Origin of the sequence: Priestia sp. LL-8 (genome assembly GCF_036227845.1) — a bacterium.
GTDB classification, from domain to species: Bacteria; Bacillota; Bacilli; order Bacillales; family Bacillaceae_H; genus Priestia; species Priestia zanthoxyli.
In genome coordinates this window covers 4816915-4839816 of record NZ_JAZAQH010000001.1, presented here as the reverse complement: position 1 = coordinate 4839816, position 22902 = coordinate 4816915, and the positions used below count along the sequence as shown (strand labels likewise).

At 39.2% G+C, this 22902-nt stretch carries 25 protein-coding genes and 1 tRNA gene; 25 read left to right on the top strand and 1 reads right to left on the bottom strand.

Features of this window, described 5'->3' with window-relative positions; translation table 11 throughout:
- The 18 genes from lgt (at nucleotide 1) to U9R83_RS25265 (ending at nucleotide 15444) form a co-directional block, all read left to right on the top strand.
- Complete coding sequence (gene lgt / locus U9R83_RS25350; RefSeq protein WP_014457826.1) at nucleotides 1-834, top strand: prolipoprotein diacylglyceryl transferase; 834 nt, start codon at nucleotides 1-3, stop codon at nucleotides 832-834.
- A 60-nt stretch (nucleotides 835-894) separates the two neighbouring features.
- Nucleotides 895-1542: a pyrophosphatase PpaX gene (ppaX, locus tag U9R83_RS25345; protein WP_042991821.1), complete on the top strand. Its 648-nt coding sequence runs from the start codon at nucleotides 895-897 to the stop codon at nucleotides 1540-1542.
- Complete coding sequence (locus U9R83_RS25340) at nucleotides 1539-2066, top strand: acyltransferase (RefSeq protein WP_028409652.1); 528 nt, start codon at nucleotides 1539-1541, stop codon at nucleotides 2064-2066. Before ppaX ends, U9R83_RS25340 begins: the two co-directional genes overlap by 4 nt.
- A 183-nt stretch (nucleotides 2067-2249) precedes the next feature.
- Nucleotides 2250-3431 (top strand): ATP phosphoribosyltransferase regulatory subunit, encoded by a 1182-nt coding sequence (locus U9R83_RS25335; protein WP_014457827.1) that lies wholly within the window; start codon nucleotides 2250-2252, stop codon nucleotides 3429-3431.
- Nucleotides 3431-4063, top strand: coding sequence for an ATP phosphoribosyltransferase (gene hisG, locus U9R83_RS25330; protein WP_013059721.1), 633 nt, complete (start codon nucleotides 3431-3433; stop codon nucleotides 4061-4063). Before U9R83_RS25335 ends, hisG begins: the two co-directional genes overlap by 1 nt.
- Nucleotides 4064-4078: 15 nt before the next feature.
- Nucleotides 4079-5347 carry a histidinol dehydrogenase gene (hisD, locus tag U9R83_RS25325; RefSeq protein ID WP_042991822.1) on the top strand — a complete coding sequence of 423 codons (1269 nt, stop codon included), beginning with the start codon at nucleotides 4079-4081 and terminating at the stop codon, nucleotides 5345-5347.
- A gap of 75 nt (nucleotides 5348-5422) precedes the next feature.
- Nucleotides 5423-6007, top strand: coding sequence for an imidazoleglycerol-phosphate dehydratase HisB (gene hisB, locus U9R83_RS25320; RefSeq protein WP_013059719.1), 585 nt, complete (start codon nucleotides 5423-5425; stop codon nucleotides 6005-6007).
- Complete coding sequence (gene hisH, locus U9R83_RS25315; RefSeq protein ID WP_014457829.1) at nucleotides 6008-6655, top strand: imidazole glycerol phosphate synthase subunit HisH; 648 nt, start codon at nucleotides 6008-6010, stop codon at nucleotides 6653-6655. It abuts the gene before it with no gap.
- Nucleotides 6642-7376: a 1-(5-phosphoribosyl)-5-[(5-phosphoribosylamino)methylideneamino]imidazole-4-carboxamide isomerase gene (gene hisA, locus U9R83_RS25310; RefSeq protein WP_014457830.1), complete on the top strand. Its 735-nt coding sequence runs from the start codon at nucleotides 6642-6644 to the stop codon at nucleotides 7374-7376. The genes hisH and hisA overlap by 14 nt, the downstream gene beginning before the upstream one ends.
- Entirely contained in the window at nucleotides 7376-8134 is a 759-nt protein-coding gene (gene hisF, locus U9R83_RS25305) for an imidazole glycerol phosphate synthase subunit HisF (protein ID WP_014457831.1), read from the top strand. The genes hisA and hisF overlap by 1 nt, the downstream gene beginning before the upstream one ends.
- Nucleotides 8131-8754 carry a bifunctional phosphoribosyl-AMP cyclohydrolase/phosphoribosyl-ATP diphosphatase HisIE gene (gene hisIE / locus U9R83_RS25300; protein WP_014457832.1) on the top strand — a complete coding sequence of 208 codons (624 nt, stop codon included), beginning with the start codon at nucleotides 8131-8133 and terminating at the stop codon, nucleotides 8752-8754. Before hisF ends, hisIE begins: the two co-directional genes overlap by 4 nt.
- A gap of 181 nt (nucleotides 8755-8935) precedes the next feature.
- Nucleotides 8936-10438, top strand: coding sequence for a tetratricopeptide repeat protein (locus U9R83_RS25295; protein WP_243550069.1), 1503 nt, complete (start codon nucleotides 8936-8938; stop codon nucleotides 10436-10438).
- A gap of 111 nt (nucleotides 10439-10549) precedes the next feature.
- Nucleotides 10550-11503: a thioredoxin-disulfide reductase gene (gene trxB, locus U9R83_RS25290; RefSeq protein WP_013059713.1), complete on the top strand. Its 954-nt coding sequence runs from the start codon at nucleotides 10550-10552 to the stop codon at nucleotides 11501-11503.
- A 303-nt stretch (nucleotides 11504-11806) separates the two neighbouring features.
- Nucleotides 11807-12265, top strand: a complete 459-nt coding sequence (locus U9R83_RS25285) for an 8-oxo-dGTP diphosphatase (RefSeq protein WP_013059712.1) — start codon at nucleotides 11807-11809, stop codon at nucleotides 12263-12265.
- Between the two features lie 41 nt (nucleotides 12266-12306).
- Nucleotides 12307-13200, top strand: coding sequence for an RNase adapter RapZ (rapZ, locus tag U9R83_RS25280; protein ID WP_013059711.1), 894 nt, complete (start codon nucleotides 12307-12309; stop codon nucleotides 13198-13200).
- The gene (locus U9R83_RS25275; protein WP_013085391.1) at nucleotides 13197-14183 is read left to right on the top strand and encodes a gluconeogenesis factor YvcK family protein; all 987 of its coding nucleotides are present in this window, start codon (nucleotides 13197-13199) and stop codon (nucleotides 14181-14183) included. The genes rapZ and U9R83_RS25275 overlap by 4 nt, the downstream gene beginning before the upstream one ends.
- A 33-nt stretch (nucleotides 14184-14216) precedes the next feature.
- The gene (gene whiA, locus U9R83_RS25270) at nucleotides 14217-15161 is read left to right on the top strand and encodes a DNA-binding protein WhiA (RefSeq protein WP_013085390.1); all 945 of its coding nucleotides are present in this window, start codon (nucleotides 14217-14219) and stop codon (nucleotides 15159-15161) included.
- Nucleotides 15162-15189: 28 nt separating this feature from the next.
- Nucleotides 15190-15444 carry an HPr family phosphocarrier protein gene (locus U9R83_RS25265; protein WP_014457834.1) on the top strand — a complete coding sequence of 85 codons (255 nt, stop codon included), beginning with the start codon at nucleotides 15190-15192 and terminating at the stop codon, nucleotides 15442-15444.
- 34 nt (nucleotides 15445-15478) lie between these two features.
- On the opposite strand, the gene clpP is transcribed toward U9R83_RS25265, so the two are convergent.
- The gene (gene clpP / locus U9R83_RS25260) at nucleotides 15479-16066 is read right to left on the bottom strand and encodes an ATP-dependent Clp endopeptidase proteolytic subunit ClpP (RefSeq protein ID WP_013059707.1); all 588 of its coding nucleotides are present in this window, start codon (nucleotides 16064-16066) and stop codon (nucleotides 15479-15481) included.
- Nucleotides 16067-16286: 220 nt separating this feature from the next.
- Here clpP and U9R83_RS25255 point away from each other — a divergent pair.
- From U9R83_RS25255 to U9R83_RS25225, 7 genes are all read left to right on the top strand, one after another.
- Nucleotides 16287-16358: transfer RNA gene (locus U9R83_RS25255), tRNA-Arg, on the top strand.
- A gap of 201 nt (nucleotides 16359-16559) precedes the next feature.
- A complete protein-coding gene (locus U9R83_RS25250) occupies nucleotides 16560-17234 on the top strand; it encodes a hypothetical protein (protein ID WP_014457835.1) in 675 nt (224 codons plus the stop codon).
- A 286-nt stretch (nucleotides 17235-17520) separates the two neighbouring features.
- Complete coding sequence (rpoN, locus tag U9R83_RS25245; RefSeq protein WP_014457836.1) at nucleotides 17521-18831, top strand: RNA polymerase factor sigma-54; 1311 nt, start codon at nucleotides 17521-17523, stop codon at nucleotides 18829-18831.
- A 12-nt stretch (nucleotides 18832-18843) separates the two neighbouring features.
- Nucleotides 18844-19092 carry a glutaredoxin family protein gene (locus U9R83_RS25240; protein ID WP_243550067.1) on the top strand — a complete coding sequence of 83 codons (249 nt, stop codon included), beginning with the start codon at nucleotides 18844-18846 and terminating at the stop codon, nucleotides 19090-19092.
- 133 nt (nucleotides 19093-19225) lie between these two features.
- On the top strand, nucleotides 19226-20254 hold the full coding sequence (locus U9R83_RS25235) for a sugar-binding transcriptional regulator (protein ID WP_014457838.1): 1029 nt from the start codon (nucleotides 19226-19228) through the stop codon (nucleotides 20252-20254).
- A 46-nt stretch (nucleotides 20255-20300) separates the two neighbouring features.
- A complete protein-coding gene (gene gap / locus U9R83_RS25230) occupies nucleotides 20301-21308 on the top strand; it encodes a type I glyceraldehyde-3-phosphate dehydrogenase (protein ID WP_014457839.1) in 1008 nt (335 codons plus the stop codon).
- A 309-nt stretch (nucleotides 21309-21617) separates the two neighbouring features.
- Nucleotides 21618-22802 (top strand): phosphoglycerate kinase, encoded by a 1185-nt coding sequence (locus tag U9R83_RS25225; protein ID WP_014457840.1) that lies wholly within the window; start codon nucleotides 21618-21620, stop codon nucleotides 22800-22802.
- Nucleotides 22803-22902 lie beyond the last annotated feature (100 nt).

Sequence of the window (22902 nt, the reverse complement as noted above, 5' to 3'; positions counted from 1 at the left end):
GTGGAAGCAACTATTCAGCCGTTAGATCGCGTTTTCCTTGAAATTGGCCCTCTAACGGTCTACTGGTACGGCGTAATTATCGGTGCAGGTGTTCTATTAGGTCTTTATATTGCGACAAGAGAAAGCGTAAGAAGAGGCTTATCAAAAGATACATTTGTTGATCTTATCTTATTTGCTGTGCCAATAGCTATTATTTGTGCACGAATTTATTATGTATCCTTTGAATGGGGATACTATTCAAAGCATTTAAATGAAATACCTCAGATTTGGCAAGGTGGGATTGCCATTCATGGTGGCTTAATCGGAGGCGTATTAACTGCCATTGTATATTCGAAAGTAAAGAAGATTTCATTTTGGAAGTTGGCTGATATTGCTGCGCCTAGTTTAATCCTTGGCCAAGCCATTGGGCGCTGGGGCAACTTTATGAATCAAGAGGCACACGGGGGGCCGGTTACCCGTGCTTTTTTAGAAGGGTTGCACCTTCCCAATTTTATTATTAACCAAATGTATATTAACGGTACATATTATCATCCTACGTTTTTATACGAATCATTATGGGATTTTGCCGGATTTATCCTGTTGATGGTACTTCGCCGCACCAGTCTGCGAAAAGGAGAAATTTTCTTATCTTATTTAATCTGGTACTCAGTTGGACGCTTCTTTGTAGAAGGGCTTCGCACGGATAGTTTAATGCTGACGCATACACTCAGAATCGCTCAAGTTGTTTCACTTGTACTGATTGTAATAGCCATTATTTTAATTATTGTCCGCCGCGTGACGGGAATGAGTAAACAGAAATACTTAGAGAATGAAGAAGCACAATCTAAGGCGTAAATGAAGAAAAGCTACAAGATTTACACAAACTTGATTTGACGCAAGGGAAGGAAATGAATAATGACGATTAATACGGTTTTGTTTGATTTAGACGGTACGTTAATTGATACAAATGAATTAATTATTGCTTCGTTTACTCATACGCTTAATCACTATTATCCTGAACAATATACTCGTGAAGATATTTTACAGTTTATGGGGCCTCCTTTATACGACACGTTTGTAGAAATGGATAAAACGAAAGTAAACGAAATGATTGAGATGTATCGCACGCATAATTTAGCTAATCATGATTTGCTTGTTAAAGAATTTGAAGGCGTACTTGAAACAGTTAAATGGCTGCACGAGCAGAATTATAAATTAGGTATTGTCACAACAAAGCAAAGAAATACGGTCATGATGGGGCTTAAGTTAACAAAGTTAGACCAGTTCTTTGATACGATTGTCGCAATTGAAGACGTAACAAATGCAAAGCCGCATCCTGAGCCAGTAGAAAAAGCACTGAAGCTGCTTGATGCTAAACCTGAAGAAGCACTGATGGTGGGAGATAACCATCACGACATCGTTTCTGGCCAAAGAGCTTATACGAAAACAGCTGGAGTTGCATGGAGTGCAAAAGGAAGAGAACATATCGCTTCTTATAATCCTGATATTATTTTAGAAAATATGACGGATTTAATTGATATATTAAAAGGAGAACGTCAGTGAGAAAAACGACGCGCTATCCGGTTAAAGGAGCTAATTCCCTTTGGCATGTCTATAAGACCGTGCCTTTTTGGAAAGTAGTGCGCAACTTCCTAATCATTCAATGCGCTCGCTATACGCCTTTTCTTTCGATGAAAAACTGGCTGTATAAAACGTGCTTAGGGATGAAAGTAGGGCCTCAAACATCCTTTGCCCTTATGGTAATGCTCGATATTATGTTTCCTGAAAAAATACAAGTAGGACGCAATACGGTCATTGGATATAATACGACTATTCTCGCTCATGAATATCTGATAACGGAATATCGTCTTGGAGATGTCATCATTGGGGATGAAGTAATGATTGGAGCAAATAGCACCATCCTTCCAGGTGTAACAATCGGCAATGAAGCGGTTGTAGCGGCTGGAACGGTGGTTCATAAAGATGTAGCACCCGGTTTCTTTGTTGGAGGTAACCCTATGCGTGTCATCTATACAAAAGAAGAAATGGAAAAGCGCAGGGAAGCAGAACCTAAAGCCACAACTTAGCAAGAACTAAGCTGTGGTTTTTTTTGTAAATTTGAACAGCTGGCGGTTGACGGCTGACTTTATCGGGTGTAAACTATCAATAACTTTAATTTATTATTTCGCTAATACATTAGTGTGATAAAGTAAAAACAACCTATCAATGGTTCCTTAATAGATAAAATCAAGCTTAAAGGACGTGTCGGAATGTCAAAGTTATTTATGTTTGAAAAACCCCTTGGAATGAGAGATACCCTGCCAGCTCTTTTTGAAAGAAAAAAACAAGTTCGCAATCAGCTGGCAGATGAAATCAGCAGCTGGGGCTATCAATATATGGCAACGCCTACTGTGGAATATTACGAGACGGTAGGAAGCGCATCAGCTATTTTAGATCAACAATTGTTTAAACTTTTAGATAAAGAAGGGCATACGCTTGTGCTGCGACCGGATGTAACAACGCCATTTGCACGTGTGGCCGCTTCAAAACTTTTAAATAATTCTCCTTTGCGCTTAGCTTATGAAGCAAATGTATTCCGAGCTCAGCAGCGTGAGGGCGGCCGCCCGGCGGAGTTTGAACAAATAGGCGTTGAGCTAATTGGAGACGCTACGATGAGCAGCGATGCTGAAGTCATTGCTCTCATGATCGGCGCATTAAAAAGAGCGGGACTTAAATCATTTAAAGTCGCAATTGGCCACATCGGGTTTGTTAATTCGCTTTTTTTAGAAATTGTCGGAAATGAAGAACGTGCTAACGTGCTTCGCCGCTTTTTATATGAAAAAAATTACGTGGGCTATCGTAATCATGTAAAAGATTTGAATCTATCTTCTATTGATAAACAGCGTCTCCTTCAGCTGCTTAACCTGCGCGGAGATGAAAAGAAGATTGAAGAAGCAGTCGAACTAGTTGAAAACGAAGCTGGTAAAAAAGCAGCCAGTGATTTGAAAAAGTTATGGAATATGCTTGATGCGTACGGTGTAACGGATGAAATTAAAATTGATTTTAACTTAGTCAGTCATATGAGCTATTACACAGGTATTTTATTTGAAGTTTTTGCTGAAAACGTTGGTTTCCATATCGGTAATGGAGGACGTTATGACCAGCTTCTTGAAAAATTTGCGTCTAAAACACCAGCTACAGGATTTGGAATTCAGCTCGACCGCTTAATTGAAGCGCTGGGCGAAGAAGTATATGAGCCTTCAGCAGTATACGGCATATTATATAGCCAGGAGCGTTTAGATGAGGCATTAGCTTTAGCTGCTGAACAGCGCAAGCAAGGATATCGAGTAGTGACTCAGGAAATTGCAGGCGTTGATGATGTTGATGTATTTACTGCACAGTTTGAAGAAGTCACGTTTCTAATTGGAAAACGAGGCAAGGGGGGACAATAATGAGTGAACTATTAACAATTGCAATGCCAAAAGGACGTATTTTTGAAGAAGCAGCTGAACTTTTGCGTCAAGCAGACTTTCAATTGCCGCCAGAATTTGACGATTCGCGCAAGCTGATTGTAGACATTCCTGAAGAGAACATGCGCTTTATTTTAGCAAAACCAATGGACGTCACTACTTATGTAGAATACGGAGTAGCGGATCTTGGTATTGCAGGTAAAGACGTAATGTTAGAAGAAGAACGAGATGTCTATGAGCTGTTGGATTTAAATATTAGTAAATGTCATTTGGCCGTTGCCGGTTTGCCTAATGCTAAAAAATCAGAAATTGCTCAAAAAGTGGCAACCAAATATCCAAATGTAGCATCGACTTATTTCAGGGAGCAAGGAGAACAAGTAGAAATTATTAAATTGAATGGTTCGATTGAATTAGCGCCTTTAATCGGCCTGGCTGATCGGATCGTTGATATTGTATCAACGGGACAAACACTGAAAGAGAACGGACTTGTTGAATTGGAGCACATTGAAGATATTACATCGCGTTTGATTGTGAACCCTGTGAGCTATCGTTTAAAAGACGAACGAATTGATGATTTAGTGAATCGTTTAGCCCAAGTGGTTCAACCTGTATAAAAGAGGTGACATACATTGAAAATTACACGTGTAACAGAACAAGTGAGCTTAAAGCGTACGATTGATCAAGGGACGAGTGCTCAAAAAGAAATTGTCGTAAATATTTTAAAGCAGGTGCAAGAGCAAAAAGACGAAGCTTTAAAAAGATATACAGCCCAATTTGACGGCGTTGAGCTTTCTTCTTTGCTTGTGACAGAACAAGAAAAGAAGCGTGCTTATGAGCTGGTTGATGCAGATATGCTGTCAATCATTCGCGAAGCTGCTGACAACATTCGTGATTACCACGAAAGAATGGTCGAGCAGTCTTGGATGACAACAAAAGAAGACGGCACCATTTTAGGTCAGAAAGTAACGCCTTTAGATGCAGTAGGTGTTTATGTACCGGGAGGCCTTGCGGCTTATCCTTCTTCCGTTTTAATGAATGTTATTCCTGCTCAAGTGGCAGGGGTAAAACGTATTGTGATGGTTTCACCTCCAGGAAAAGACGGCGCGCTGCCTGCTGGAGTAGTTGTAGCAGCGAATGAGCTTGGGGTCGAAGAGATTTATAAAGTAGGGGGAGCTCAAGCGGTAGGAGCACTTGCCTATGGAACAGAAACAATTAAACCTGTTGATAAAATTGTAGGGCCTGGTAATATCTTTGTTGCATTAGCGAAAAGAGAAGTATATGGATTAGTAGACATTGACTCAATTGCTGGACCTAGTGAAATTGTCGTACTAGCAGACGAAACGGCTAAGCCCAACGAAGTGGCAGCTGATTTATTGTCTCAAGCAGAACATGACAACTTAGCTTCAAGCATTTTAGTAACATCTTCTATGAAATTAGCCGAAGCTGTTAAAGAAGAAGTGGAAAGACAAGTGGAATCTTTACCTCGTAAAGAAATCGCCAAACCTTCTATTGATAACCATGGTGCTATTTATGTGACCGGGTCATTAGAAGAAGCGGTTGAAGCTGTTAATCAATTAGCCCCTGAGCATTTAGAAATTATGACTGAAAGTCCGCTTGAACTTTTAGGTTCCATTCGTCATGCCGGTGCTATTTTTCTAGGAAGATACAGCTCAGAACCTGTTGGGGATTATTTCGCGGGACCAAACCACGTTCTTCCAACAAATGGGACAGCAAAATTCTCAAGTCCTTTATCAGTTGATTCATTTGTGAAGAAGTCTAGTATCATTTCATACAGCCAACAAGCCCTGCAGAAAAATGTCTCGAAAATCGCAGCGTTTGCTCGTTTAGAAGGGCTAGAAGCTCATGCAAGGGCGGTTGAAGAACGCTTTAAAAAATAATGTGGAGATTAAAAGAAAAGAGTAGAAATGTTCTTTTCTTTACTTATTACATGCACAGTTGAAAGGAGTTTCACAATGAGAGAGTCAAGTATTAAACGTACAACAAACGAAACGGATATTGCATTAGCGATTGGAATCGATGGAGAAGGAAAAGCGAACATTGATACAGGCGTTCCTTTTTTAAATCATATGCTGGATTTATTTACAAAACACGGACAGTTTAACCTTGATGTAAAAGCAGATGGAGACACGGAGATTGATGATCACCATACAACGGAAGATATCGGTATTTGCCTTGGTCAAACATTCAAAGAAGCGCTCGGTGATAAAAAAGGAATTAAACGCTATGGAAATGCTTTTGTACCAATGGATGACGCGTTGGCTCAAGTTGTAGTAGATTTAAGCAATCGTCCTCATTTTGAATTTAAAGGTGACATTCCCGCGTCCCGCGTCGGTACATTTGATACAGAGCTTGTATATGAATTTTTATGGAAATTTGCATTAGAATCTCGCATGAATGTACATGTAATCGTACACTACGGTAAAAATACACACCACATTATTGAAGCGGTATTTAAGGCATTAGCGCGTGCTTTGGACGAAGCGACAACGATTGATCCGCGTGTCAAAGGTGTGCCTTCGACGAAAGGGATGTTGTAAATGATTGGCATTATTGACTATGGGATGGGGAACTTATATAGCGTAAGTAAAGCTCTTGAACGATTAAACTATGACTATATTATCTCCGCGGATCCTGCAGAACTAAGAAAGGCAAAAGGGCTGATTCTTCCTGGAGTTGGAGCATTCAAAGATGCGATGGAACAGCTGAATCAAACAAAGCTGACGGAATTTATTAAAGAAGAAGTAGAAAAAGGAATGCCTTTGCTTGGAATTTGTTTAGGTATGCAGCTTTTATTTGAAGAAAGCGATGAGAACGGTGTAACAAAAGGGCTGGAACTGTTAAAAGGGAGAGTCGAGCGTATTCCCGGCATTACTGCCGAAGGACAGACATATAAAGTTCCGCATATGGGCTGGAACTCTTTAGATTTTCATCAGCAGTCTGCTCTGCTTGATGGAATCAGTGAAGGTCACGTGTACTTTGTTCACTCTTATTACGTAAAAACAAATGACCAAGACGTGCTTTTAGCAACAAGTCCTTATGATGTTGAAGTTCCAGCAGTTGTTGGAAAAGAACACGTATTTGGCACTCAATTCCACCCTGAAAAAAGCAGTGCAATCGGAATGCAAATGCTGCAAAATTATGCAAACTTCGTAGAGAAAAGGAGCCCATCGTATGAGCAAATTTGAAATATATCCAGCCATTGATATGCGCGGAGGAAAGTGCGTCCGTTTGCTTCAAGGAGATTACACAAAAGAAACGGTGTACGGAGATTCTCCGGTAGATATGGCCACACAATTCGCAAGTGAAGGCGCTCAGTGGATTCACATGGTTGATTTAGACGGCGCAAAAGCGGCCAAGCGCGTAAATGATGAATTTGTGCTAGGCGTGAAAAAGAAATTAAATGTACGTGTGCAAATTGGAGGAGGCATTCGCTCAGAAGCTGACGTTGCTTACTATTTAGAAAGCGGAATTGACCGTGTTATTTTAGGAAGTGCAGCTATTTCTAATCCTGAATTTGTGAAAAAAATGTTGAAGAAATATGGTGCGCGTATTGCTATTGGTATCGATGCACGCGATGGCTATGTTGCGACGGAAGGCTGGGTGGAAACATCTACAATCAAAGCGACAGAACTAGGAAAAGAATTGGCTAATGCTGGTGCGGAAACATTTATTTTCACAGATATTTCTACAGATGGTATGCTGTCTGGTCCTAATGTGGAAGGAATTGTTGAAATGGCTAAGGCTACTGGAAAAGGTGTGATTGCATCAGGGGGAGTTAGTAAGCTTGCTGATCTAGATGCACTAAAGAAATATGAAGCTGACGGCGTTATTGGTGCGATTGTAGGGAAAGCACTTTATACAAATAAGTTTACAGTAGCTGAAGCACTTCAAGAGGTGAAAGCGTAATGATTACAAAACGAATCATTCCTTGTTTAGATGTAAAGGACGGCCGTGTGGTAAAAGGAGTTCAGTTTGTGGAACTTCGAGATGCAGGAGATCCTGTAGAGTTGGCGAAATTTTACGATGAAGAAGGCGCAGACGAATTAGTCTTTTTAGATATTTCTGCTTCTCATGAAGGACGCAAAACAATGGTACATGTTGTAGAAGAAGTAGCATCTCAGCTAGCGATTCCTTTTACGGTGGGCGGAGGAATTAATGCATTAGAAGATATGAAGAGAATGCTTCGTGCTGGTGCAGACAAAGTGTCATTAAATACAGCGGCCGTACTCAATCCAGCACTGATTACAGAAGGGTCCGACTTTTTTGGAGCTCAGTGTATTGTGGTAGCCATCGATGCTAAGTACGATGAAAGTTTACATTCATGGAGAGTCTATACACACGGAGGCCGCAATGCAACGGACTGGGAAGTAATCGACTGGGCAAGAGAAGCAGTGAAGCGCGGTGCGGGTGAGATCTTGTTAACGAGTATGGATAAAGACGGCGAAAAGTCAGGGTTTGATTTAGCATTAACCAAAGCAGTCAGCCAAGCGGTGAGCGTTCCTGTTATTGCTTCTGGCGGCGCAGGAAATGGTCAAGATTTTGTCGATGCGTTTGAAAAAGGAGAAGCTGACGCAGCTTTGGCGGCTTCGATCTTTCACTATAAAGAAACATCTGTAAAAGAAATTAAAAGCTATGCAAAACAACAAGGAGTGAGCATTCGATGACGATTGAAAACATTAAATTCAACAGTGATGGACTTGTACCAGCTATTGTACAAGATGCTGTGAGCAAAGAAGTTTTAACATTGGCTTATATGAACGAAGAATCACTTCAAAAATCAATTGATACACGTGAAACATGGTTTTACAGCCGTTCTCGACAAGAGTTGTGGCACAAGGGCGAAACTTCTGGGAACACGCAAAAAATTGTAAGCATGGCATATGACTGTGATGCTGATTCTCTTGTTGTAAAAGTGGAGCCTCAAGGTCCTGCTTGTCATACGGGGGCTTACAGCTGTTTTAATGAAACAATTCTTGGCGAAAATAAACAAAATGATAATCGGTTCGCTATTATTAATGAGCTAGAAGAAGTAATCGCTAAGCGTGAAGCTGAAATGCCAGAAGGAGCTTATACGACGTACTTATTCGATAAAGGCGTAGATAAAATCCTCAAAAAAGTAGGAGAAGAAGCTGGTGAAGTGATTATTGCAGCAAAAAATCGTGACCATGATGAGCTGAAGTGGGAAGTTGCAGATTTATTGTACCACGTACTTGTTTTACTTCGTGAGCAAAAGCTCCCTTTAGACGATGTCCTAGCAGTATTAAAAGAGCGTCACTCTAGCTAATAGCTACATAGTGAAAGGAGAGAAGGAGTTGTCTCATTTTAGATAAAAGAGGCAAAACCTTCTCTTATTTGTGTCAAGAAACGACTGCTTGCAGGCTCCTTTTTTGAATAGAGGTATTAAACTTCTTGGCAAATGTGATATACTACGAACGTCGAAATTATCAACTTATTTGGAGGGCTTAATGGAAAAATACTCAAAAGTAATTCAAAAAATGGCACAAGTAATTCCATTTTCGCAAACGGGTGACTTCTATTTCGAAAAAGCGCTGCAGGCGTTTGAAGAAGAGGAGTCAGATAAAGCGCTCAAGTATTTAACGCGTGCAAACAAAGAAAATGCCCGTAATCCACAGCTTCTTACAAACGTTGGAGTAGCTTTAACGGAGCGGGGAGATTATCAAGATGCCAACGAGCTTTTTCTCCATGTGATTCATCATATGGACGATACATTAGGAAGCTGTTACTACTATATAGCCAACAGCTATGCGCATCTTGGACTGTTTGAAGAATCAAAAAAATACGCGATGTATTACATTGAGCATTTTCCAAATGGTGACCTCTTTCGATCGGCTACAGATCTGTTAGATTTACTATCAATTGATGTGGATGAAGAAGATGAAGAGCCTAAAAATCAGCTAGGCGACATGCTGATTATAAAACAAGAACAAGCAAAAAGACTGCTTGAAGCAACGAATTTTGAAGAAGCAGTGGATTTGTTAACTGAAATAATTGATGAGTATCCAGAATTCTGGTCTGCATATAATAATTTAGCGTTAGCTTATTTTTATTTAAATAAAATTGATGAGGCAATGGATTTGCTGAATGAAGTGTTGGAGAAAAACCCTGGAAATCTTCATGCGTTATGCAATCAGCTGATTTTCTATTATTATTGCCATAAGCATAAAGAAGTTGAGGAGCTTACAGACGGGCTTAGCCGCGTTTATCCGATGTCATTTGAGCACCGCTATAAGCTTGGAGCAACATTTGCGTTGATTGGTCAATACAAACTATCATACAGATGGTTAAAAAAGCTTTATACACAAGGATTTCAAGGAGACAACTCATTTCATTATTGGCTCTCATATGCCTCTTACTATACTGGACGTGAAGCGTTCGCTAAAGAAATGTGGAAGCTGGCATTGGAAGATGTTCCTGATAAAGAAGGAGAGGAGCCTTGGCGCATCAGTCAAAAAGCTGCGAAGATTTTTCAATCGAAAGTGGATGTTACAGCGAAAAAGAAATGTGCAACAAAAAATGTTCATGATCAGCTTTACAGCCTGTATATGGCGAAGAAGCTTCCTGAACAACAGCGTCTGCTTCTTTTAGAAGAAATCAAGTCGTCCATACATATGAGTACACTTTTAGATGAAGTATATACGTATGTATGGCAGGATAAACACCATGTAATTTTTGAGGTGGCAGATGTTATTGAACTGGAGATGGAATCACAGACTGAAAGTGATATCCAGGATCTTTTAAGCTTTTGGTTCTATGTATATGTACAGGTATATAAACAATCCTATGATTTTCAGCATGTGAACGTAAATGCATGGGCCGCAGCCGTCACATATATATGGGCGAAAGAACAAAACCAGTCTATTACTCAAGCCGATGCGGCAAAACAATATTCCATTTCCGCTGCAACAGTTAGAAAGTACAGTAAAATTGTGAATACGTTATTAAATTGAGCAAAAAAATAGACGGTAATAGGAAGAACATATTAGGATAGTGATAACGAAATAATTATCCATAAATTTGGAATCAACTACGAAGGAATTTCCTAAAAGGAGTGTAAAGCAATGACAGAAGAAAAAATTTATGATGTCATTATTATTGGGGCAGGTCCAGCAGGTATGACTGCTGCTGTATATACATCTCGTGCAGATCTATCAACACTAATGATTGAACGAGGAATTCCAGGCGGTCAAATGGCTAATACGGAAGATGTAGAAAACTATCCAGGTTATGATCATATCCTTGGTCCTGACCTTTCAAACAAAATGTTTGAGCATGCAAAAAAATTCGGTGCGGAATATGCGTACGGTGATATTAAAGAAATCATCGACGGAGAAGAATATAAGACAGTTCGTGCAGGCAGCAAAGAATATAAAACACGTTCAGTAATCGTTGCTACGGGTGCAGAATATAAAAAATTAGGCGCCCCAGGAGAAAAAGAACTAGGCGGCCGTGGGGTATCTTATTGTGCTGTATGTGACGGTGCATTCTTTAAAGGCAAAGAGCTAGTCGTTGTAGGCGGTGGAGACTCTGCGGTTGAAGAAGGCGTATATTTAACTCGCTTCGCAACAAAAGTAACAATTATTCACCGACGCGATGAGCTTCGCGCGCAGAAAATCCTACAGCAGCGTGCATTTGACAACGAAAAAGTCGATTTTATTTGGAATACAACGGTCAAAGAAGTAAATGAAAAAGACGGTAAAGTAGGCAGCGTAACGTTAGTAGACACAAAAACAGGTGAAGAGCGCGAGTTCGGTGCGGACGGCGTATTCATTTATGTTGGAATGGTTCCACTAACAAAACCATTCGAAAGCCTAAACATCACGAATAAAGAAGGATATATTGAAACGAACGAGCAAATGGAAACAAAAGTACCAGGTGTGTTCGCAGCGGGAGATGTTCGTGAAAAGGCTCTTCGTCAAATTGTAACAGCTACAGGCGATGGCAGCATTGCTGCTCAAGCGGCTCAGCACTATGTAGAAGAGTTAAAAGAAAAGTTAAAAGCTATTCAGCAATAAGGCTGAAATCAATCTTTTACAAAACGTAATTCGGTTTTAACTGTTCTGTAACACCTGTGAAACATTGATGGGGTACTATATAGATAGTAATTGACCCCCTTTTATAAAATATATGTATGTCGGGCATAGGACGTGTTCCTATGCCTCTTTTTTGTGACTATAACAGATTGAATTTACGTATATAACAGCAAGTGTTTATTTTCAGAAAATTTAGTAATAGTTAGTTCATCTCCGTTGTGAGAGAAGTTTGTTTCGTAGTATAATAAAAGAAAATGTCAGTATACATATGATGAGGTGGAAAACATGCAAAGGGTCACAAATTGCGTATTAATGAAAGACGATAAAGTATTGTTGCTTCAAAAGCCACGAAGAAACTGGTGGGTGGCCCCGGGTGGGAAAATGGAGCAAGGAGAATCTGTAAAAGACTCGGTTGTAAGAGAATTTCGTGAAGAAACGGGAATTTATTTGAAAAATCCCACTGTAAAAGGTATCTTTACTTTTACGATGAAAGAAAACGATCAAATTTCATCTGAATGGATGATGTTTACTTTTTTTGCTACAGATTTTGATGGGACAAATGTGCTAGAATCAGAAGAAGGCAAACTCGGTTGGCATAATTTGAGTGAAGTAAGTGAATTGCCGATGGCACCGGGAGATCATCACATTATCGATTATGTAGCAAAAGGGTCGGGTGTTATTTATGGCAACTTTACGTATACAACGGATTTCGAGTTATTATCTTATCGAATTGATCCTTGTTAATGATAAATAGACATGTATGCATAGATTGAGGGGGATGGAAAATGAGTACTGGGTCTGTAAGCGATATTCAATTAGTAATTATTACTGGAATGTCAGGTGCAGGAAAAACAGTAGCAATTCAGAGTTTTGAAGATTTAGGGTTCTTTTGTGTAGATAATTTACCCCCTACATTGCTACCGAAATTTTTAGAACTCATGAAAGAGTCAGGGAATAAAATGAATAAAGTTGCTCTTGTTATGGATTTGCGAGGCAGAGAGTTTTTTGAAAGCCTATTTGAAGCATTGGATAACATGAGTGAAACAACGTGGGTCACGCCACAAATTTTATTTTTAGATGCAAAAGATTCTGTACTGGTGACGCGCTACAAAGAAACGAGACGTTCACATCCGCTAGCTCCTTCGGGTTTACCGTTAGAAGGAATTGGTATGGAACGGGAGCTGCTTGAGGAGTTAAAGGGAAGAGCTCAGCTTATTTATGAGACATCAGAGTTAAAGCCAAGAGAGCTTAGAGAAAAGATTTTAACTCAGTTTTCTTCGCACGCTTCACAGGTTTTTACTGTTAATGTGATGTCATTTGGTTTTAAATACGGGGTGCCTATTGATGCTGATTTAGTCTTTGACGTGCGCTTTTTGCCAAACCCTCACTACATTGACCATATGCGTCCTAAAACAGGGCTTGAAGAAGAGGTTTCTTCTTACGTATTAAAATGGACGGAAACTCAAAAGTTCATTGAAAAGGTAGTAGACTTGCTTTCATTTATGCTTCCACAGTACAAGCGAGAAGGTAAAAGCCAGCTGGTCATTGCTATAGGATGTACAGGCGGACAGCATCGCTCCGTCACATTAGCTGAATATTTAGGTCACCATTTCCAGAATGAATACAAAACTCATATTTCTCATCGTGACATTGAGAGGAGAAAGGAAAATCATAGATGAGCAGTGAACAGCTTCCAAAAGTTGTCGTCATTGGGGGAGGAACGGGTTTACCAGTGCTGTTAAGAGGGTTGAAAGAATACCCTCTTGATCTTACAGCTATCGTAACCGTAGCAGACGACGGGGGAAGTTCTGGCCGATTGCGCGATGAACTTGAAATCCCTGCTCCTGGTGATATTCGAAATGTGCTAGTTGCTTTATCTGATGTAGAGCCACTAGTTGAAGAGCTTTTTCAGCATCGATTTGATACAGGAAATGAGCTTACAGGCCATTCTCTTGGCAATTTGTTGCTTGCAGCTATGACGTCTATTACTGGCGATTTTGTGCATGCTATACGAGAAATGAGCAAAGTACTAAACGTCAGAGGGAAAGTACTTCCAGCAGCTAATCAAAGTGTCGTGCTGCATGCGGAGATGCAAGATGGATCCATCGTAACAGGTGAATCAAAAATTCCAGAAGTTAATAAAAAAATTAATAAAGTGTTTTTATCGCCTGCCGATGTGAAACCGCTTGTCGAGACAATAAAAGCTATTCGACGCGCTGATTTAATTGTATTGGGGCCCGGAAGTCTTTATACAAGTATTTTGCCGAATTTACTGGTGCAAGATATTTGTAACGAGCTTTGTTCGACAAAAGCAAAGAAAGTGTACGTATGCAATGTGATGACGCAGCCAGGTGAGACATTAGGTTTTAAGGCAAGTGATCATATTAAAGCGCTTTACAATCATATGCCGTGTGCATTTTTAGATGCGATTATCGTCAATAATGCACCTATTCCAGCACCTTTGAAAAAGAAATATCAAGTAGAGCAGGCTCAGCCTGTAGAATATGATCGTGAAGTATTGCTAAAGTTAGGGTTAGAAGTGATTGAAGATCAAATTATTCAATATGACGGCAGCGTAATTAGGCATGATACAAAAAAAGTAGCAAAGCTTGTGTATTCTATGCTGACATCGCTGCAAGGTAAAGCCAATACGGGTGTTTAACACTATTTCCGTATGTAGATTGGAGGTGAAGTTATGTCATTTGCATCAGAAACAAAAAAAGAGTTAACGAATTTAGAAGTCAAAGATTGCTGTGCAAAAGCAGAGCTTTCTGCATTAATTCGAATGAATGGTTCACTTTCTTTTTCGAATAAAAAATTCACGGTTGATGTTCAAACAGAAAATGCAGCGATTGCTCGGCGCATTTATGTCCTGCTTAAGAAAAATTATGATGTGTCAGTAGAACTGCTTGTGCGTAAGAAAATGCGCTTGAAGAAAAACAATGTATATATTGTTCGATTAGTAGAGAAAACGAGAATGCTTTTGGAAGACTTGAAAATTGTAGAAGAAGGATTCACCTTTACACATCGTATTTCACCAGAGCTAGTACAAAAGAAATGCTGTAAGCGATCCTACTTAAGAGGCGCATTTTTAGCCGGCGGTTCTATTAATAACCCAGAGACATCATCATACCATCTTGAAATCTTTTCATTGTATGAAGAGCACAACGAAGCTTTATGCAATTTAATGAACGAATTTCAATTAAATAGTAAAACATTAGAACGGAAAAAAGGCTATATTAACTATTTGAAAGAAGCTGAGAAAATTACGGAGTTTCTCAATATCATTGGAGCCCATAACGCTCTTTTACGGTTTGAGGATGTAAGAATCGTCCGAGATATGCGGAATTCCGTTAATCGCTTAGTTAATTGTGAAACAGCTAACTTAAATAAAACGATCGGAGCGGCTATTCGTCAAGTGGAAAACATTCGTTATATTGATGAAACAGCTGGATTAGATATCTTACCAGAAAAGCTAAGAGAAATTGCTCGTTTGCGTGTGGAATACCAAGACGTCACGTTAAAGGAGCTTGGTGAGATGGTATCTGGAGGTCAAATTAGCAAATCGGGCATTAACCATCGGTTGCGTAAAATTGACCAAATAGCAGACAAGCTTCGCGCCGGTCAGCCAGTCACATAAGGGGAATTGCAAGGGGGAGGATTTTATCATGGAAAAACAAGTAGAAGTAAAATTAAAAACGGGATTACAGGCTCGTGTTGCGGCACTATTTGTGCAAGAAGCAACTCGTTTTACATCTGATGTGTACTTGAAGAAAGATGAGAAAGTAGTCAACGCTAAAAGTATCATGGGGTTAATGAGCTTAGCGATTAATAATGGGTCTCTTATTACGCTCATTGTTGAAGGGGTAGATGAAAAAGAAGCAATGGATGCGTTAGTAGCTTACGTAGAGAAAGATGCATAAAAAAGCCTTTCCCAAAGTGGGAAAGGCTTTTTTCTTATTTAGGGTCGTTTTCTAATACTTTGTCAATTAGACCGTATTCTAAAGCGCGTTCAGCAGTCATGAAATTATCACGATCTGTATCACGTTGTAGCACTTCTAACGGTTGACCTGTACGCTCAGCTAAAATTGAATTTAGTTTTTCACGTAAGAATAGAATACGTTTTGCCGCAATTTCGATTTCAGTAGCTTGTCCTTGAGCACCACCAAGAGGTTGATGAATCATTACTTCGCTGTTTGGAAGAGCAAAACGTTTGCCCTTTTCGCCAGCAGCCAGTAAGAAAGCACCCATTGATGCAGCCATACCGATACAAATTGTAGAAACTTTTGGCTTAATGAATTGCATCGTATCGTAGATAGCCATTCCAGCTGTAATAGAGCCACCTGGACTGTTGATATAAAGTGAGATGTCTTTTTCTGGGTCTTCAGCAGCTAAGAATAGAAGCTGAGAAACGATTGAGTTAGCTACATTATCGTCAATAGCACTACCTAAAATAATAATGCGGTCTTTTAATAAACGTGAATAAATGTCATAAGCACGTTCACCACGGTTTGTTTGTTCAATAACTGTAGGAATTAAGTTCATATTAAATTCCTCCTTAACAAGAATAATTTGTTATGTACCTATAATACACGTATGGTCAATAAAGGTCAAACAAAAGAACCTCTACTACACATATTCGCTTAAAAGACTATGTATTCCTCTTTGACATTATTAAAATTTTTCCCCCTTCTAAAAAAAATAAACGTAGTATTCTATTGAAAAGAGAAGTTTTCTCTCCTATAATGGAAGTTGTGACAAATATGCCCTCGTAGTGTAGTGGATAGCACAAGAGATTCCGGTTCTCTTAGGGTGGGTTCGAATCCTGTCGAGGGCGTCTTAAAACGTTGCGGATTACGCAGCGTTTTTTATTTTGAGTAAAAAGGCTCATATTCTCAAAAAACAATATTTATTTTTCTTCTGTAATCCTTTATACGCGTAAGGAAGCAAGAAATTAATTCCATTGTACCGGTTGCGGAATTTGTCAGAATACTATAAAACAGTATATAAGGAAAAGAAACACGGAGGAGGAATAAATATGAAATATATAAACAAACTTTTCATTGTCAGTGCATCGGTAGCACTATTGCTGTCTGCATGCGGGACGAACGAAGATTCTGCTCAGCCGAAGTCTAATGATCAAGCAGAAAATGTTCAGCAGGATACAGCTTCTAAATCTGATCAAACATCAGGCGCTGCAAAAGAAAATTCGAAAAAAGATGCGGATTCTTCTGAGGTCTCAGCCAAACCTTCAGGAAGTCAATCATCAACTAGCGAAACAGCGGAAGATGGACAGTCAACGTCTTCTTCAGAAACAAAACTAACAAAAAGCCCAGAACAAGATTATTCTATTCAAGTAATGGACGGTTATAAACTAACGGGTGAAGAACCAGGAAAAGATGCGTTAGTATTAACTTCAGATGATTCTCAATTTATGCGTATTGAAATGCTTTCATCAGAAGCATCGCTGGACGACGCTGCTCAATCTGTTAAACAAACGGCAACAGCAGTTAATAAAAATGCAGCAGAGAAAAAGAATCTTGAAGAGAATGGAATCTTCAAAGATTCTGTTTGGTATGAAGCCACATCTGGCGATCATACAGTAAATGCCGTGTTAGTTAAAGGAAAGAAACCAATGAAGCTAACCATTTTTACGAAAAATGATGAAGAAAACTTGGACAAGTTTATGCAAATGGCACAAACTATTCAATAAGCAATTCTTCTATATATTATACAAATGCAGAAAATTCGACATGACGAAGAAAACGTCATGTCGGATTATTACTCGGATCATGTGGTCGGTGCGAATTATAATGAAAAGTTATAAAGGTGTATAGCTCTATTACTTATTTGATGGTTAGTAATTAAAAGTAGGATGAACCGCTTCGTTAACAAAGGTTGACGGAGATTTTTTGATGAAAAAATTACATATAAAAAATAGTTACATGCTCTTTGAAAGCGTTTTTATAGTAAAATAGATGAAGGGGAGGGGAGAAATAATGGAGATTGGATTATTTCAGCAGCAGTCGTTAAAGCTGACGATGTCAAAAGAATTATCACAAGCTATTTCTCTTTTACAATATTCATCGATGGATATTGTAGCGTTTTTACATGAGCAGGCGCTTCAAAATCCGCTTATAGATTTTTCAGAGCTGCCCGTCTATACATCTCACAATCAAAAAAATCATGCAACTTCTGATTCAACAGATTATATGAGCAGTATACCAGCTCCTAAAGAAACGCTGTACGAACATTTAATGAATCAATCCGCATTATTAAAATTAGATGAATGTGAGCAGGCAGCCGTTGAGTTTGTTATTCATAGTCTGGATGATGCTGGTTATTTGCACGATGAGTTAATCATACTTGCTAACCAGCTTGGCCAAGATCAAGAGCAGGTTGAAAAGGCTCTCCAGCTTGTGCAGCAGATGGACCCGGCAGGAGTAGGGGCGAGAAGTTTACAAGAGTGCTTAATGCTTCAATTAAAAAGAAGTAATCAATGGACAGAAAAAATAGAGCAAATTTTGACACACCACTTTGAGGAATTTGCGTATAAAAAATGGATGAAAATCTCAAAGTTATGTCAAATCTCACTTGAAGCTCTTCAACAATTACATGAACAGATTAAGAAATTAAATCCTCGTCCTGGATCATTTTATATGAAGTCCAATGAACGATTCATTGTACCGGATTTTATTGTAAAAATTGAAGATGGAAATGTCGTTGCTTATGCAAATGAGGATTTGGAACCTCGCCTTTCAGTGAATGAACAGTACAAACTTCAGCTGAAAAATAGGCAAAACCAAGAAATGTTTTCTTATTTACAAGAGAAATATCGTGAATTTCAATGGATTATGAAAAGCTTACACACACGCAAAGATACATTAAACGCATTAATGAATACCTTACTCGTTGAACAAGAAGCATTTTTTAAAAAGGGTCCTTCGTATTTGAAGCCCTTAACAATGAAGGAAGTAGCGGAGCAAACATCTGTGCATGAATCAACGATTAGCCGTGCTACTCGGCACAAATATATTCAAACGCCTTTTGGCACCTTTTCAATGAAATCTTTTTTCTCAACTAGCATTCAACTGGGCAACAACGAAGCGACTTCTACAACTCACGTAAAAGAACTGCTTAAAAAGCTAGTATCGGAAGAAAACAAACAGCGTCCGCTTTCAGATCAGCAGTTGGCTAACGTCTTGCAAAGCAATTATAACGTTACTATTTCAAGAAGAACGGTAGCCAAATATCGAGACCAATTAAACGTTCTACCATCTAGTCAACGAAAACTTTTTGTCACACAGTAAAGGAGTGAGAATGTGGAAGTCGTACTGTATATCAAAAAAGGCTGTCATTTATGCGATGATGCAAAGAAGCTGCTTGCAGAGCTGCAGTCTGAGTTTCCCTTTCAGCTTATTGAACGAGATATTTACAAAAACGATGAGTGGCTGGAAAAGTATCACCTTGCGATTCCTGTAGTAGAAATGGATGGAGAAGAAGTGGAATATGGAAAAATAACAGGTATTCCATTAAGAAAACGCTTACTTTTAAAAATAGGCAACACATGAGTTGAATAAAGGATTCACTCCTGTTAGAATAGAATTTGTAGCAGGGTGAATTTTTTTTGCGCAAGGTGGGACATAATATGTCTATACGGGACAAAATATGTCCAGCAAGTTTATGCCTTAAGGGGATTTTAACATGCGTTCTTTAATAGAAGTACAACGAAAATTATTACCTGAACTTCTCTCAGTTATGCAAAAGCGCTATCAAATCTTGCAATACATACGTTTAATGCAGCCGATTGGCCGCAGAAACTTAGCTGTAAGCCTTGGGCTAACAGAGCGTGTGTTACGAAGCGAAGTAACATTCTTAAAAGAACAAGATTTGATTGACATTTACCCTAGTGGGATGACGCTTACAAACGAGGGAGAACTACTTCTAGCTGAATTAGAAGAAGTAATGAAGGAAGTTTCAGGACTTCGATTATTGGAAACAACATTAAAAGAGGCGTTTTCTTTATCAGAAGTTGTTGTTGTATCTGGAGATAGTGATCAGTCTCCTTGGGTCAAAAATGAAATGGGTCGAGCATCTGTTTCGTGTATCAAGGAGCGCCTTGTTGGTGAAAAAAATACCGTTGCTGTTACAGGTGGTACAACGCTTGCCGCCGTTGCGGAAATGATGACACCTGATTCAAAACACCCTGATGTACTTTTTGTACCTGCTCGCGGAGGGCTAGGTGAAAATGTACAAAACCAAGCAAACACGATTTGTGCTAAGATGGCTGAAAAGTCCATGAGTCACTATCGCTTGCTTCATGTTCCAGATCAGCTTAGTGATGAAGCATACCGATCCATTATCGGTGAGCCATCTATTAAAGACATGCTTCATTTAATCAAGTCCGCTGGTATGGTTGTTCACGGAATAGGAGACGCTATGACAATGGCAGAACGCCGTAAAACACCACAAGCTGACTTAGAAAAAGTGAAAAATGGACATGCTGTAGGTGAGGCATTTGGATACTATTTTAATCATCAAGGCGAAGTTGTTCATAAAGTTAAAACAGTTGGCATACAACTCGATGATTTAAAGAACAATAAATGTGTTATTGCTGTTGCAGGAGGTTCATCAAAAGCAAAGGCAATTAAAGCGTTTATGCAACAAGCGCATGATTCGATTCTCATTACAGATGAAGGCGCCGCAAAAGAGTTAGTAAGGGATTTTAATTAATCCCTCATATAAAAAAATACTTTTTACATTCAAGGAGGAAATACCCATGGCAGTAAAAATTGGTATTAACGGATTTGGTCGTATCGGCCGTAATGTATTCCGCGCAGCTTTAAAAAATGATAACGTTGAAGTAGTAGCAATCAACGACTTAACAGATGCTAACATGCTTGCTCACCTTCTAAAATATGATTCTGTACACGGAAAATTAGATGCAGAAGTAGTAGTAGATGGTAGCAACTTAGTAGTAAACGGTAAAACAATCGAAATCTCTGCTGAGCGTGACCCAGCTCAATTATCTTGGGGCAAACAAGGCGTAGAAGTTGTTGTTGAATCTACTGGATTCTTCACAAAACGCGCTGACGCTGCAAAACACTTAGAAGCAGGAGCTAAAAAAGTAATTATCTCTGCTCCAGCATCTGATGAAGACATCACAATCGTAATGGGTGTTAACGAAGACAAATACGATGCAGCTAACCACAACGTAATTTCAAATGCTTCTTGTACGACTAACTGCTTAGCGCCATTTGCTAAAGTGTTAAACGACAAGTTCGGTCTTAAACGCGGAATGATGACAACAGTTCACTCTTACACAAACGACCAACAAATCTTAGACTTACCACACAAAGATTACCGTCGTGCTCGTGCAGCTGCTGAAAACATCATCCCAACTTCAACTGGTGCTGCTAAAGCTGTATCTCTAGTATTACCTGAATTAAAAGGTAAATTAAACGGTGGAGCTATGCGTGTTCCAACTCCAAACGTTTCTTTAGTAGACTTAGTTGCTGAACTTGACAAAGAAGTAACTGTTGAAGATGTAAACAATGCTCTTAAAGAAGCTGCTGAAGGCGATCTTAAAGGCATCCTTGGTTACAGTGAAGAGCCACTAGTATCTGGTGACTACAACGGTAACATCAACTCTTCTACAATCGATGCATTATCTACAATGGTAATGGAAGGTAACATGGTTAAAGTTATCTCTTGGTACGATAACGAGAGCGGATATTCTAACCGTGTAGTAGACCTTGCTCAATACATCGCTGCTAAAGGACTATAAGAATAACTTAAAATTCGCTTCTATTTTATTCAATAAGACAGAAATCGACTAGACTTTCCTTTTTTATTGGATATCTGAAAATAGAACGACTATAATAAGACTTGCTAAGGAAGAGAGGGGCATACCCCCTCTTCCTTGATTTATGTATTGGCTTCTACATGAAAAAGCGTCATAAACAGCTAATTGGAGTTTCACTTTATATAGAAAGGCGCCAATATATAAAATGAAATGTCCGTTGGTTTGTGGATTGATGATTACATAGAAGCCTACTTGCTTAGTACCATAAATACTTAAGGAGGCCTTTTAACGATGAACAAAAAAACGTTGAAAGACATCGATGTAAAAGGAAAGCGAGTATTTTGTCGCGTAGACTTTAACGTACCAATGAAAGACGGAAAAGTAACAGACGAAACTCGTATTCGTGCAGCTGTTCCTACTATTCAATATTTAGTAGAACAAGGTGCAAAAGTAATTTTAGCTAGCCATCTTGGACGTCCAAAAGGCGAAGTTGTTGAAGAATTACGTCTAAATGCTGTTGCAGAACGTTTACAAGCTCTTCTTGGTAAAGACGTTGCAAAAGCTGACGAAGCTTTTGGTGAAGAAGTAAAGAAAACAATCGACGGCATGAGCGAAGGCGATGTTTTAGTACTTGAAAACGTACGTTTTTACCCAGGCGAAGAGAAAAACGATCCTGAATTAGCAAAAGCGTTTGCTGAATTAGCAGATGTATACGTAAACGATGCATTCGGTGCAGCTCACCGTGCGCATGCTTCAACAGAAGGAATTGCTCAACACATTCCAGCAGTAGCAGGTTTCTTAATGGAAAAAGAGCTTGATGTGCTTTCAAAAGCATTATCAAACCCAGAACGTCCATTTACTGCAATCGTTGGTGGAGCAAAAGTTAAAGACAAAATCGGTGTAATTGACCACTTACTTGATAAAGTAGATAACTTAATCATCGGTGGAGGACTTTCTTACACATTTATTAAGGCACTAGGCCATGAAGTAGGTAAATCACTTCTTGAAGAAGACAAGATTGAACTTGCAAAATCTTTCATGGAAAAAGCTAAGAAAAATGGAGTAAACTTCTACATGCCAGTGGACGTGGTAGTAGCAGATGACTTCTCAAATGATGCTAATATTCAAGTTGTATCAATTGAAGATATTCCAAGCGATTGGGAAGGCTTAGACGCAGGACCGAAAACGCGTGAAATCTATGCTGACGTAATCAAAAACTCTAAGTTAGTTATTTGGAATGGACCAATGGGTGTGTTTGAATTAGACGCATTTGCTAACGGAACAAAAGCAGTAGCTGAAGCTTTAGCAGAAGCAACTGACACATATTCAGTAATCGGCGGAGGAGACTCTGCAGCAGCTGTTGAAAAATTCAACCTAGCTGATAAAATGAGCCATATTTCTACAGGTGGCGGTGCGTCACTAGAGTTTATGGAAGGTAAAGAACTTCCAGGCGTAGTTGCACTAAACGATAAGTAAGTTTATGTTTCAGTAAGACGGAGGACCGACCTGACGACTGATAATATAAATAATTATCAAGCAGCGAAGAAGGATGACCAAGAGATAAAAGGGACCGAAT